This is a genomic window from Trichlorobacter sp., from assembly GCF_030247655.1.
Taxonomy (GTDB): domain Bacteria; phylum Desulfobacterota; class Desulfuromonadia; order Geobacterales; family Pseudopelobacteraceae; genus Trichlorobacter.
Genome location: NZ_JAOTRZ010000002.1, coordinates 1 through 13233, shown reverse-complemented (window position 1 = coordinate 13233; position 13233 = coordinate 1). Strand labels below are relative to the sequence as shown.

At 54.6% G+C, this 13233-nt stretch carries 16 protein-coding genes; 6 read left to right on the top strand and 10 right to left on the bottom strand.

Annotation, left to right across the window (positions count from 1 at the left end):
• Nucleotides 1–76 precede the first annotated feature (76 nt).
• The 6 genes from OEL57_RS00085 to OEL57_RS00060 are packed head-to-tail and all read left to right on the top strand — an operon-like array spanning nt 77 to nt 4620.
• The gene (locus OEL57_RS00085; protein WP_300735679.1) at nt 77–1321 is read left to right on the top strand and encodes a two-component system sensor histidine kinase NtrB; all 1245 of its coding nucleotides are present in this window, start codon (nt 77–79) and stop codon (nt 1319–1321) included.
• Nucleotides 1318–2673, top strand: coding sequence for a sigma-54-dependent transcriptional regulator (locus OEL57_RS00080; protein WP_300735678.1), 1356 nt, complete (start codon nt 1318–1320; stop codon nt 2671–2673). Before OEL57_RS00085 ends, OEL57_RS00080 begins: the two co-directional genes overlap by 4 nt.
• Nucleotides 2670–2858, top strand: a complete 189-nt coding sequence (locus OEL57_RS00075; RefSeq protein WP_300735677.1) for a hypothetical protein — start codon at nt 2670–2672, stop codon at nt 2856–2858. The genes OEL57_RS00080 and OEL57_RS00075 overlap by 4 nt, the downstream gene beginning before the upstream one ends.
• Before the next feature lie 2 nt (nt 2859–2860).
• Nucleotides 2861–3205, top strand: a complete 345-nt coding sequence (locus OEL57_RS00070; RefSeq protein WP_300735676.1) for a hypothetical protein — start codon at nt 2861–2863, stop codon at nt 3203–3205.
• A gap of 15 nt (nt 3206–3220) precedes the next feature.
• Nucleotides 3221–3733: a DNA-binding protein gene (locus tag OEL57_RS00065; RefSeq protein ID WP_300735675.1), complete on the top strand. Its 513-nt coding sequence runs from the start codon at nt 3221–3223 to the stop codon at nt 3731–3733.
• A gap of 11 nt (nt 3734–3744) precedes the next feature.
• Nucleotides 3745–4620: a transporter gene (locus tag OEL57_RS00060; RefSeq protein ID WP_300735674.1), complete on the top strand. Its 876-nt coding sequence runs from the start codon at nt 3745–3747 to the stop codon at nt 4618–4620.
• Here the strand turns inward: OEL57_RS00060 and larE are convergent.
• From larE to OEL57_RS00010, 10 genes are all read right to left on the bottom strand, one after another.
• On the bottom strand, nt 4611–5420 hold the full coding sequence (larE, locus tag OEL57_RS00055; RefSeq protein ID WP_300735673.1) for an ATP-dependent sacrificial sulfur transferase LarE: 810 nt from the start codon (nt 5418–5420) through the stop codon (nt 4611–4613). The two genes, OEL57_RS00060 and larE, sit on opposite strands and share 10 nt — an antisense overlap.
• A gap of 37 nt (nt 5421–5457) precedes the next feature.
• Nucleotides 5458–5934, bottom strand: a complete 477-nt coding sequence (locus OEL57_RS00050; protein ID WP_300735672.1) for an RrF2 family transcriptional regulator — start codon at nt 5932–5934, stop codon at nt 5458–5460.
• Between the two features lie 102 nt (nt 5935–6036).
• The gene (locus OEL57_RS00045; protein WP_300735671.1) at nt 6037–6765 is read right to left on the bottom strand and encodes a ComF family protein; all 729 of its coding nucleotides are present in this window, start codon (nt 6763–6765) and stop codon (nt 6037–6039) included.
• A gap of 6 nt (nt 6766–6771) precedes the next feature.
• Nucleotides 6772–7425 (bottom strand): lactate utilization protein, encoded by a 654-nt coding sequence (locus OEL57_RS00040; protein WP_300735670.1) that lies wholly within the window; start codon nt 7423–7425, stop codon nt 6772–6774.
• Complete coding sequence (locus OEL57_RS00035; protein ID WP_300735669.1) at nt 7422–8789, bottom strand: sensor histidine kinase; 1368 nt, start codon at nt 8787–8789, stop codon at nt 7422–7424. Before OEL57_RS00035 ends, OEL57_RS00040 begins: the two co-directional genes overlap by 4 nt.
• Entirely contained in the window at nt 8779–9480 is a 702-nt protein-coding gene (locus tag OEL57_RS00030) for a response regulator transcription factor (RefSeq protein ID WP_300735668.1), read from the bottom strand. The genes OEL57_RS00035 and OEL57_RS00030 overlap by 11 nt, the downstream gene beginning before the upstream one ends.
• 10 nt (nt 9481–9490) lie before the next feature.
• Nucleotides 9491–9868, bottom strand: coding sequence for a hypothetical protein (locus OEL57_RS00025; protein WP_300735667.1), 378 nt, complete (start codon nt 9866–9868; stop codon nt 9491–9493).
• Nucleotides 9869–10004: 136 nt separating this feature from the next.
• Nucleotides 10005–10439, bottom strand: coding sequence for a hypothetical protein (locus OEL57_RS00020; protein ID WP_300735666.1), 435 nt, complete (start codon nt 10437–10439; stop codon nt 10005–10007).
• 228 nt (nt 10440–10667) lie between these two features.
• Nucleotides 10668–11618 (bottom strand): ferrochelatase, encoded by a 951-nt coding sequence (gene hemH / locus OEL57_RS00015; protein ID WP_300735665.1) that lies wholly within the window; start codon nt 11616–11618, stop codon nt 10668–10670.
• A 20-nt stretch (nt 11619–11638) separates the two neighbouring features.
• Nucleotides 11639–13233: LamG domain-containing protein (locus OEL57_RS00010; RefSeq protein ID WP_300735664.1), on the bottom strand; the 1595-nt coding region annotated here is incomplete at its 5' end.

Here is a 13233-nt window from a genome sequence, read left to right as displayed (position 1 = left end):
TCTGTTTCGTGAATCCGTTGCGCATACAATCTGATATCTGCTTGACGTCAGGAAAACGGTCGTTAGTATAGAGGGCATGCACCGCTCACAATTCACGTACAGTATACTCCTGGGTGGTCTGCTCTTGACCGCCCTGCTACTCTGGTTTGCGGTTGCCAACTACCGTAATGCCGAGCCGGTTGCCCATTCCATCCTGCGCGGCATCTCCCTCTCGCTGGGGCAGGCGATAGAGGCGTTGGCGGTGCGTGATCCCTCCCTGAAGACCCTGGTCGATTTCAGCTCCAGTGATAGCGCCTATTTTTCCATACTCGACCAACGTGGCACGATTCGATTCCACCGAAATCCTGAGCTGATCGGTAGCCAGATTGATGATCAGCGCTTTCAGGCGGTTGTTGCCGCCCCGGTGATAACTGAAGAACGGATCAGGCTGGGCACCGGCGAGGTGGTGTTTGAGACACAACAACAGCTGCATCTGCCGGGCGAGACGTTGGTGCTGCGTCTGGCGCTGCACACCTGGCAGGCTGATCAGATTATCCGCAGGGCCCGTACCGGTGTGGTGGTGATTGTGGTGCTGCTGGCTGTTGCCTGGGGCTTTGGTGTCTGGGTGCTGCGCCTGCAACAACGGGATCTGCGGCGGCGTGAGGCGATGGCCCGCCATGAACAGCTTGCGCGGCTGGGGGAGCTGGGGGCGGTGCTGGCCCACGAGGTGCGGACGCCGTTAGCAGGTATCAAAGGGTTTGCCCAGCTGTTACGGGAGCGGGCGCAGGAGCCTAAACAGCAGGAGTATGCCGGGAAGATCGTGGCAGAGTCGGAACGTCTTGAGGGGCTGGTGACCGATCTGCTGACCTATACCCGTCAGGAAACGCTGCAGGAAGGTTCTGCAACGGTGCAGGAACAGGTGCAGGAAGCCTGTGACCACCTTGCTGAGGAGGCAGGGCGTGCCAGGGTGGCATTGCAGGTAACCGGTGATATTGGCAGGCCGGTGGCCTGTCCGGCAGATCGTTTGCGGCAACTGCTGCTCAATCTGTTTGCCAATGCCATGCAGGCCATGCCAGAGGGGGGAATCATACGGGTTGTTCTCTCAGATAACGGTGAGCAGGCAACCATTCTGATCAGTGATAGCGGCCCCGGTTTTGCAGAGGAAAGCCTGAAACGGGCCTTTGATCCGTTTTATACCACCCGGGCCAGTGGCAGCGGACTGGGGCTGGCGGTCTGTCGTAAGCTGGCTGAGGGGTATGGCGGCGTGATAGTTGCAGCCAATGCCCCTGAAGGCGGAGCCGAAATAACCCTGCAACTGCCGTTGATAAAGGAGTTGGCATGAGTAAAACTGCGCGAATCCTGCTGGTGGAGGATGACGCCACGTTTCGTTCGCTGTTGGCGGCAATCCTTGATGATGAGGGATATGAGCTGGTGGAGCGGGAGGATGGCAAGGCGGCACTCAAGACATTGCAGGGGCAGTCCTTTGATCTGGTGCTGTCAGACCTGCGCCTGCCCGGCCTGAACGGGCTTGATCTGTTTCGTAGGGCCCAAACGGAGGGGATTGCGCCACCGTTTGTCCTGTTGACCGCCTTTGGTACTGTGGAAGAGGCGGTTGCTGCCATGAAGGAAGGGGTGGCTGACTTTCTGACCAAACCGTTGAAAGATCCCGATACCCTGCGTGCCCTGGTGCGTCGTATTCTGGCCGGCAGTATGCAGGAACGCAATCTGAAGGTATTGAAAGAACGGGATTCAGCCGGATTACCGCCGGATGAGATCCTGTTTGCCGGACAGGCGATGCAGCAGGTGAAGCGTCTGATTGTGGATGTTGCCCCGACATTAGCTACGGTGTTGGTCACAGGAGAGTCCGGTACCGGCAAGGAGCTGGCTGCCCGGATGATCCATCAGGCCAGCCCGCGTCAGGATGCTCCCTTTGTGGCGCTCAACTGTGCCGCCATACCGGAAAGCCTGCTGGAGAGCGAACTGTTTGGCCATGAAAAAGGGGCCTTTACCGGCGCCACCCAGGCCCGTCAGGGTAAGTTTGAGCTGGCATCAGGCGGCACCATTTTTCTGGATGAGATCGGTGAGCTGCCGTTGGCGCTACAGTCGAAATTCTTGCGGGTTCTACAGGAGCGCGTCTTTGAACGGGTGGGTGGGAGCCGTGAGTTGCGGGCTGATGTGCGGGTGATTGCCGCCACCAACCGTGATCTGAGGGAAGAAGTCAGGCAGCGGCGTTTTCGCGAAGACCTCTATTACCGTCTGAATGTCTTTCCGATTCACCTGCCGGCGCTGCGTGAACGGCGGGACGGGTTAGCGGCTCTGGTGCGGTACCTGCTGCAGCGTGCGGCCTTCCAGACCGGTCGTGAGGTGCAGGGTATCGAACCACAGGCCCTGGAAGCAGTTGCAGAGTATGGCTGGCCCGGTAACATCCGTGAACTGCAAAACGTGATTGAGCGAGCGGTTATCCTCTGTAAGGGCCAGATAACGCGTGCAGACCTGCCTGATACGTTACGCCAATCTCCTGTGGCAAGTGATGGTCTAAGGGGCAGTGGCAGTCTGAGGGAGCGGGAGCGAACCGGTATTCTGGAGGCGCTGGCAGTCTGTGATAATAACCGTCGGCTGGCAGCAGAAAAACTGGGCATCTCAAAGCGGACCCTGCAGTACCGTCTTAAGGAGTATGGGTTGATCGAACCATGAAGCCTGGTGCAAGAGCTGCAGCAGCTGGTGCAAAGTCTGCACCCTGGCGTTTACACCATATAACGGAAAGCTTTTTGAAATTAATGTTATATCAATCTGTTGCGGTATTTGTTGGTGTTGGCATGGTTGCTGTAAAGGTATCTGTATCGAGTGCTGGTCTCGAAACTACCTGTAAGGAGAAATAACCATGAAAACACGTAATCTTCTGATCACAACAGCAGTCCTGGCAGCCGTTCTGGCCTTTGGTGGCGAATCCTTTGCCCGCGGTGGTGGAGGTGGTGGTGGAAGCATGGGTGGCGGTGCCCGGAATGGTGCCGGTATGGGGCGCGGGACTATGACACAGACCCGTAGCCAGTCACAAACCGCTACCCAGACCCAGGTCCGTCCGGAAGGTTCACAGCGTCGGGACGGTACCTTTTTGCAGACCGGTACCACTGCCAATGGTTCTACAACCCGTCCGGCTAATGGACGTGGTGTGATGGATGGCACAGGTATTCACGCAACAACACCGACGACAACGACTACTCCGTAGAAAGGCGTTTTTACCATGGGCAGATTCAGTTCTCTTTTCTTTCTGATTGCAGCAGCGATTGTGGTGGTCATGCTGCAAAGGCCAGCCGAAGCGTTTTGGGGCTTTGGTTCTGGTGGTGAAGGGGGAGCAAGTGGCCTGGATCTGGTGCAGGGGTATGATCGTAACACGGTGGTGACACAGACTGGTCGTGTTGCGGCAACCCCTGACTCGTCGGCTGATCCGGTAACCATTGAGGTGGTTACTGGATCAGAACGGTTTGTTGTGGTGCTGGGGCCGCGTTGGTACCTGCAGGATGATCATCTGGACTGGAAGGCCGGGGATGCCGTGACGGTACGGGGCTCCAAGGCTCAGGGCAAAGATGGTCGTAGTTACCTGCTGGCCCAATGGATCAGTGCTCCATCCGGTGGTCAACTGGTGTTGCGTAATGAAACCGGCCGTCCTGCCTGGGCAGGTGGTTTCAAGGGCGGACAGCAAGGGGCTGGCCAGCAGCAACGTGGCGGAACAGGAAGCGGGCGTAGAGGCCGCTGATGGAGGGTTTTGTGAATAGTACCCATGAAATGAATCAGATCCATAAGATTATCTATAGTTTAATTGTCTGTCTGGTTGTCTTGTTGGCAGCTGTAGCCGCACGGGCTGAAACCAGTGAACACCGTCTGGGACAGGGGGTGTCATTTGCTGCCGGTATTGGCGCTGAAGTTTCCCACGGTGATTATGGCAATAATGCCGATGCAACGGTGGTTACCCTGCCGGTCCTGCTGGCGGTGAACCCGACTGAGGCCATTGATATGACCCTGGAGCTGCCAATGGTCTTTCTTACCAGCAAGAGCGGCAGTGGTGTGGTGGTGACTCAATCGGGCGGTGGCGGACGGGGGCGTCGGCCAAGTAGCGCAACCACGACGACAAGCACCACAGCAGTTGCCACGACAACCAGTGAAGCAGGTCTGGGTGATATCAGTCTTTCTGCTGGCTGGACCGTGCTGCCGGATGGGGAACAGACCCCGAAGATCCGTCCCACACTGTATCTGAAGGCGCCGACCGGCGATAGAAATCGTGGGTTGGGTACCGGTACCTTTGAAGGTGGTCCTGGTGTTTCTGTCTCAAAATGGTTGGGGGATATTCAGTTGTTTGCTGAAGGGGCGTATATCTTTCAGGATAGTAGCAGTGATTATCAGGGTAAAAACTATGTCAGCTACAGTGCTGGCGGTGGGGTTCAGGCAACAGATCGCTTGTTTGTCTCACTGTACGCAAAAGGCTCGTCTACCAGGATTGATGGCGGTACTGCGCCGGTAGAGGGACGGGTGAAACTTAATTTTTTGCAGTCACGCAGGATGTCGTGGGAGCTGTATGCTCTGGCAGGCTTTACTGATGCAAGTCCGGCAGCCGGTGGCGGGATGTTGTTGATGTATCAGTTCTGATCCATGCTGCCACTACGGTAACCTGCAGGATCGATGACCATTTCTGAAAATCCTGCTTTTGTACAGATTGTCTCAAGTTGAACCAGCATCGTGGGGAGTATGGCTTGTGCCAGCTCCCCTTTTTCAAACTCCAGCATTGCCATCGTTCCCACACTTCTTACCCGCACCACACGGAAGCCCAACTTTTTGATCTCAGCTTCAGCCCATTCAACCTGCTGCAGACGCTCTGCGGTGATCAGGGTGGCATGGGGAAAACGGGTCAACAGACAGCTCTGGGCCGGTTTATCCCAGCTTGCCAACCCCAACTCCTTGCTGAGGGTGCGAATATCCTGCTTGGTGAAACCGGCCTCGGCCAGCGGACTGCGTACCCTCAGCTCTGTAACTGCCCTGCTGCCGGGGCGGTACGCTGTCTGATCATCAAGGGTACTACCGTCAGCAAGGGTCCAGTGGCGGTTATCCTGAAACAGGTGGTGTGTGGTCAGGGCCTTCTGACAAAGTTGTAATAAGGCTCGTTTGCAGAGATAACAGCGATCTGGCGGGTTGTTCAGGAGGTTTGGCACCGTGGCGGGATCAAAAGGGATAATCAGCCGCTGTAGTGTCTGCTGCTGAGTGAAGCTGCGGGCTTCTTCCTGTTCTTGTCTGAAGTGGTAGGGGGCGTCAATCGTAATGGCAGCGCAGTTGTTGCCCAGCGTGTCATGGGCAACTTTGAGCAGTAACGTAGAATCAACCCCTCCTGAAAATGCAATTGCAAGAGGGGCTGCGTGGTGGAGAATAGCTTGCAGGCGTTGGTAATGATTCAAAACGGTTGGCAGTCTGTTCGTTTTTGCGGTGCAGCGCTTAGATGTAATACATCATCTTACCATCCTGATCCTTTTCGACCCCCATATCCTGGCCACGCTGGCAGAGGGTTTCCAGGGTCATCTTGCCAAACAGATCAGCCAGCAGATCATTGGCATCTTTCCAGACGGTCTGAGTCACGCAGTTGCCTTCAAAGGGACACTCGTTTTTGCGACGGCGTGTTTTTTTGCTCTGGCCACCACAGTCCACCACCAGCGCATCCTGCTCTGTTGCCTGAATGATCTCTAACACGGTAATCAACTCAGGTTTGCGTGCCAGGGTGTAGCCCCCCTGCGGTCCACGCTTACTTTTCAGGATGCCAGCTTTTTTCAGGTTCTGGAAGATCTGCTCAAGATAACGGGGCGATATCTGCTGGCGGCGTGAGATATCCTGTATCTGTGCCGGTACAGTAATGTTGTTGTAAGCAATATCAAACAGTGCCCGCAGGCCATACCGACTCTTGGTTGATAACCGCATAAACATTCCTCCTGAAGAGCTGTATACAGGTTATCGGTATATGATACTGCAGTGTCACTGTCAAGAACTTTGCCTGGTATTGTCTAATGGTTACGTATGAATTTAAGGGGCGTGAGCAACGGTAACGGCAGACACGGTATGACAGCCTGCCTGGTGCAGGACCAGAGCGCATTCGGCCAGGGTACTGCCGGTGGTAAAGACATCATCCACCAGCATGATATGGTGACCTTTGAGGGCACTGCTGTCGGTAATGCTAAAGGCGTTGCGTAGATTTTTTATACGCTGTTCGCGGGTAAGCTCTACCTGGGGGACCGTTGGATGTACCCGTTTCATCGCCTGTCTCAGCAGGGGGATCTGCCACTGGCGGGAAAGGACTTCCCCCAGCAATACGGCCTGATTAAAGCCCCGACGACGCAAGCGGCTGGTATGCAACGGAACCGGCATCAGCAGATCAGGCTGCTGCCGGGCTACAAAGTCAGCCAACAGTTCTGCGGTCAGCAGGCCAAGGGGGCGGCGCAGGTGTGACTTGTAATCGTATTTGAAACGGTGGATCAGATCACGGCAGGAACCTTCATAACGCAGTGCTGCCCTGGCTGCAGCATAGGGAGGCGGATTCTGCAGGCAGCGGCTGCAGGGGTGGTCAGAACCTGCACCATCAAAGGGAATACCGCAGATGCTGCAGACGGGAGATCCCATGAGCGGTAGATTGGCCCGGCAGTCATGACAGATATGCAGAGGGCCGGTTTCTGGTAGTACCTCGCGGCAGATGTGGCAGCGGGGTGGCAGCAGCAGGTTTAGAAAAGCTGTGCCTAAATGGCGAATACATGCCATCGGAACTTACAGACCTAAATCAGCGTTGACCACCACTACCCGCAGGTCGGTAAAGCGGGGCTTGCGATCAATAATGGTGGTGACCCGGCAGAGTCGGTCCGGTGAGTTGCAGTTGCTGCAAAATCCGGTCTTGGCGCAGGGGGTATTAAAGCTGAGGCGCTTGGCATTGGGAGGCGTTGCCCACTGTTTCACCCGCTGGATCGCCTCCTGCGGCGTGCCGTCCACCAGCTTGTTACGCCCCACCACCACAATCACCATTTTAGGGCCAAAGAACATGGCTGCAACTCGATTCCCGGTGGCATCAATATTGATCAATTCGCCACGCATGGTTAAGGCGTTACTGCCGGAGAGAAACAGGTCGCAGGTCAGCTGACGGCGCATGACCTCCATCTTTTGATCCCGTGACAGGCCGGGATTACTGTGGTTCAGAATCTCTTTGTCCTGATCGGCAAGAGTTTGCTGAACCTCCAGGTCGGTAATGGTCATGGAACCGCCAAAACCTACTGTTGTCGCGTCTGCTGCAGCATCAAGGATATACTGACGGGCAGTAGCCGGGCTCTGGCAGTAGACAGCGGTAAAACCGTTGGTCCCCAGCGCCTCAACCGCTTTTTGGCATTTCTGTTCCCAGCTCCAGCTGGTTAGTTCTTCGGTCATACTCATACTGGTCCTCCATTGTTTTCAGGCAGTTCAATACGGAAACAGGTGCCGCTATCTGGTGTGCTGCTGACTGAAATGCTGCCGCCATGGGCAGTAACCAGTTCTTTGACAATGGCCAGCCCCAGTCCCAGGCCACCTGTCTTTCCCTTGGCAAATCGTTCAAAAATATGGGGAAGCAGCGCTTCCGGGATGCCTGTTCCGGTGTCAGAGATCTCAATATAGCGTGCTTGAGCTGTTGCCGAAAGATGAATTTCCAGTCTGCCGCCGTTGGGCATCGCCTTCAGTGCATTGGTGATCAGGTTGGTGATGATCTGAGTAAAACGGTCCGGGTCGATCCATGCCGTGCAGTCATGATTGCCAATGACAGTCATGGTGACCTTTTGTTCTTCTGCGGTATGGCTAAAACGGGAAACAAGCCCCTGAAGGAACGGTAGTAGTGCTACCGTCTGTTGATGAAGCTGCAGCGCAGCGGTTTGTGCCCTGGTCAGTTCATCAACACCGTCAAGGATGGTGGTCAGGCGGCTGGCCTCATCATGCAGTGACTGCAGCGCCTCCGGCGTGACCGGCAGCAGGCCGTCCATCATCCCTTCCAGTTCACCGCGAATGATCATGAGTGGTGTGCGCAGCTCATGGGCAGCATTTGAAACCAGCTGTTTGCGTAACTGTTCCTGGGCCTCAAGACGATCAGCCATCCGGTTGAAAGCCGTTGCCAAACGGCCGATCTCATCACTGCTTTCAGCCTGTACCCTTTGGGCGGGATCGCCACTGGCCAGCCCTTCTGCTGCAGCTGTCAGTTCCTGCAGAGGACGTGAAATACGCCGGGCTGCCAGCACACTGAGTATGACTGCGGTTAAGCCAAGTCCCAGCAGTGAGTAGATCAGGAACAGATTTGAAGAACGGATAAAGAAGGCTTCGTGAACCGGCTTGGGGAGCTGCAGATCAAGGTGACCGATCTCTTCACCTTTTAGAAAGAGAGGATAGCTTTGAAATTCTGTAGCGCCAGGGGGTAGCGGGCGTCTACCTGTTGAAGCGGCAATTCGCTGCTGCATCACCGGGGGCAGGCTTGCCAGCGCCTGCCTGGTGTCCAGCACCAGCTGGCTGTCTGTATTGTAGAGCCGCAGTTCAATGCCGGAAAGCCAGGCCCAGACCAGATCATCTGCAACCCGCTCCCGCTTCCAGCCACCTGCCTGTTCATAACGCCCTTCAAGCACCGCTTGTATTTGATACAGACGATCAAACATCCGTCCTTCGCCAAAGGCCTTGAAGTCGCGGATCACAAAATTTCTGAGCAGGACAGAGGAGGAGAGGGCGATCAGAATCACCAGCCCAAGCAGTACCAGCAGTTTGCGTTGCAGGTTAAACCGCATCTCGCTCCCCACAGAACAGGTAGCCGATGCCGTAGACGGTCTTGATGAACTCAGGTTTGCGGCTATCCAGTTCAATCTTCTGGCGCAGATTTTTGATATGGGCGTCAATGCTGCGCTCATAACCGTCAAACTGGTAGCCCAGTGCCTTTGAAACCAGTTCATCACGGCTGTAGGTCCGACCAGGTGCGTTGGCAAGAGTTTGCAACAGTTTGAATTCAGTAGGGGTGACGCTGCAGGGTTCGTTACGGCAGGTGACACTGTGACGGCGGCTGTCCAGGATCAGGGCGCCGTTGTTAAAGCTGATGGGGTGCTCGCCGGAGTTGGCGCCGTTATACCGCTTCAGTACCGCCTTGACCCGGTAGACCAGCTCACGGGGGGAGGCCGGTTTGACCACATAGTCATCTGCCCCCAGGGCAAAGCCGGTGATCCGCTCTTCTTCCGATGATTTGGCGGTCAGCATAATCACCGGAAATGATCCCAGTTCTTTCAGGTCCTGGCACAGCTCTTCACCGCTTCTGTCCGGTAGCCCCAGATCAAGAATGACTGCCAGCGGCAGTTCCGCCTCTGCCTTCTCCAGTGCAGCACGGGCGGTGTCGGCATGCACGACCCGAAAATCAGCCCCTTCAAGGTAGGCCTTGATAATGCGGGCAATCTTCTGGTCATCTTCAACAATCAGAATCGGTGGCTGCATAGCGGTTCCGTTAGCGGATAGAACGTATTCTGCCTGAGCGTTTATCAATAATTACCCGATCAAAGAGTGATCCATCGGCATTGGTAATATCGGCAATATACCCCATCCGAACCTCTTTGCGCAGGGTTATTTGTGTCGGGGGGACGCTAAAGAAGAGCCGCAGCCGCTCCTTTGCCTCCTCTGGCGTCTGTAGCGGTTGGCGTGCTCCGTAGTGGTCGGCATGGCGGCGTGGGCAGTAATCACCAAAGGGAGGGGGGCCTATCTCGCCAGGCGTGCGCCCACCACGCCAGCCCCTGCCGTGGCCTGGTTCTGGCTCTTCTGCTGCTGCCGGTAGTGCGGTCAGCAGCAGAAGGGATAGGAGAAAATATGTGGAGAAAAGATACTTCATCAGAAACCCCTACAAAATCTCAACGCAAAGGTGCAGAGAAACAGAGACACAGAGAAAAATCAGAAAGCAGGGGAAATTCAAAATAGGGCCTGTTAGCTGGTTCTCTGTGACTCTGCAGTTAATCTCTTCGGCCCTGTTACTTGGCCGGCGCTGGAGGTGTTGGCATCATCGGGCAATCCATCTGCATCATACCCATGCCGCCGCCGCGCATCCCTTTATGGCCACGCTTACCCATCTTGCCCATCGGCAGACCTGCCTTGGCGCGGGCATCCATCATCTTTTTACGCAGTTCAACCATCTCACCCTGCAGCTTCTTGATGGCTGCCTGATCAGGCGCGTCCTTGATCATCTCCTTCTGTAGCTGCATATGCTTGGCATGCATCTCTTCACGGATCGGCATGGTGTCGGCGATAAATTTTTTCATTTCCGGTGTCATGGTGCCTGGTTGACCCATTTGAGCCTTCATGCCAGGCCCCATGCCTTGACCTGCGCCCATACCGGGCATGGCAATGGCTGAACCGGCGATGGCAAGGGCTGCTGCTGCGGTGAGTGCTAAAAGTGATTTTTTCATGATGTTCTTCCTCCGTGTCTTGGTAGTGGTTGATAACCAACCTCGTTTTGATGATTCCACCTTACCAATCCTTTAAGAAGGGGGTGTGAAAAGATTATGAACAATTATGAAGATTTCAAAAACTTGTTGCGGAGGCCGTCTGCTGCGTTGCGCGGTGCTCGTTCCTTCGCCTAGCTGGCATGGTATGTCTCAGTCACTGCGCTCCGAGCGCCTTGCATCCAGCCTTCCTCACGGCGTTTTTAGTGCATGCCGTACCAGCTCTGCCAAACAACGGATAAAGGTTGGTGAGCTGTTCAGTGATTCAACGCGCTGGAAGTTACTGATCCCCAGTTTACGGGCTTCTTCAGCATATTCCAGATCAATTTCATGCAGGGTCTCAATATGGTCTGAAACGAATGATAGCGGTACTACCAGCAGGTTTGAGCAACCACTTGCTGCCAATTCCTTCAACTTGTCATCGGTGGATGGTTCCAGCCATTTAACCGGTCCGGCCCGGGATTGAAAGGCCAAATGATGGCTGACATCGCTAAACTTTTCCATCACCAACCGGACAGTGGTCTGGATATGCTCAAGGTACGGATCGCCTTCATCAATGAACGATTGTGGCAGAGAGTGGGCTGAAAACAATAGTTGCACGGTACTACGATCAGAAAAACCGGCCAGACCGGCTTCAATCTTCTCTGCCAAGGCCTGTATATAGAGCGGATGATTGTAAAAGTGGGGAATCCGTACAACCTCCAGGTCACTATCCAGATCAGCCAGACAGCGGGTCAGATCATTAAAACTGGAGCCGCTGGTGGCGCGGGAATAGTGGGGGTAGAGTGACAGCGCAACCAGTTTTTTGATGCCGGTTTTACGCAATTGGGTCAGCGTCTCTGCAGTAAAGGGGTGCCAGTAGCGCATGCCGACATGGCAGGGAATATCCAGCTCTTTTGCAAGCGCATCTGCCTGGGCCTGTGTCAGTTCACGGATGGGGGATTTACCACCGATCTCGCGGTACTTCTCAGCCACCTTGGGGGCACGTCGTCTAACGATCATCCGGGCGATAAACGGCTGCAGCCAGGCCGGTCCGATCTTGATGATCTCCCGGTCGGAGAAAAGGTTCAGGAGGAAGGGGCGTACAGCCTGAAGGGAATCAGGGCCGCCCATTTGAAGTAGCATGACGACGGTATCGGGCATGGTGACATCCCTTTGCTGTTTCAGGGGGTGAGTCCTGTCGTATAAAGTGTGCTGATCTGCGCATCAGTCAAGGCAACCTTGTAAAGCTGGACGTCGTCAATATAACCCCAATAGGGGAATCCATAGCCTGAACCACCATCATGCCGTGCACCGATCGTAAATTTGAAGGTGTTGTCGAAGTTGAGTGCCGTCGGGCTGGTATACTGGTAGTCGTTTGATGCATCGGTTTGTTTAATGCCGTTAATATACAGTTTAATTTGATCTGTAGCAGGAGACGCGCCTCTATCCAGTACCGCTACCAGATGAGCCCAACTGCCACCTGCAATGGCCACATCAGAATAGACACTATGAATATCAGTATTGGCGGGGTTACGAAGCTGAAACGCTACCTTGTAGTTGCTCCAGGCCCCACAGCCCGATGTGCATGAGGTACATTGCCGGGTTTGGGTGACATACATGCCATAACCAATGGCCGGGTAGAGGAACCCCTTGCCTGCAATGGCGCCAATGGCCATATCTGTTCCCGTAGTAGAATCACACCAGTGTTGCGCTGGCATTCCGCTGAAATTGACCCAGGCAGAGAGGGTCATATTCCCGGTGCCGATGTTGAAATAATTGATGTCGTTGAAATAGATATAGTTATTGGTGCCGTTAAGAAGCAGGGCATAGCCGCCACCGCGCGCTACCCAGTTTGCCGTGCCTGAGATTGTACCCAGGGTGGAACCTGAACCGATGGTATTACCGGTGCCTTCGTTCATAGCCCAAGCGGCAGCGGGTGTCGGAAGGGAGGCACCGCACGAGTTGACGGTTAAAGTCAGGTTTTTTTGAGCAACAGTAGCTGTCGGTGTTTGGCTATCAGTGATTTGAATGGTAACAGGAAAGCTTCCTGTCGTTGATGGTGATCCAGAGATATTAGGGCCTGTTGATGAAAGTCCGGCCGGAAGCCCAGTGATGGTGTAGGGCTGATAAGGTGCTACACCACCACCACCAAAAACAGTTGCTAAATAAGGCGTTCCGCTACAGCCCTTGGGCAGTTCATTGTTTAGTATCTTCAGTCGGCCTCCGGTAGAACCATAACAGCCGGCACGGCTTTTTAGTTCTGCCAGGGTAACGACCTTGTTTAAATCATCATACGGTTCAATGCGAAGTATATCTGTGACGTAGTTGTCTGTGGGTGTTGTTACTGTGTAGAAGCGAACTGTTGTAGGGGCTGTTATCGGTCCTGTAGCTCTGGTTTGATTGTTTAAATTTGAGCCTCCGCTTAACAAAACAAAGGCTACATCCGGAGTGATATTTGTTGGAACCGCGCAAATAGCGTCAGGGCAGGTTTGTACGGTAAGGTTGGTGTGTGTTTTGCCACAGAGCCCACCATATCCTGCTGCTAGTGTATTCGCCAGGGTATCATCATACATATAATAAAATGATTTTCCCCAGGAGTCGTTTTGATTCGGAAGTGCAGATGTAAACTCAGTGTCTTTCGGTAACCGTCCATTCGCCACCGACCAACTGACAATGGCGTCAACCGACTTTTCCTGTCCTGCCTTTGTTTCAACCGTCTTGCCCAGCAATATTTTTTGTCCCAGCATCATATAGCCTGCGCTGATCAAGCCTATAC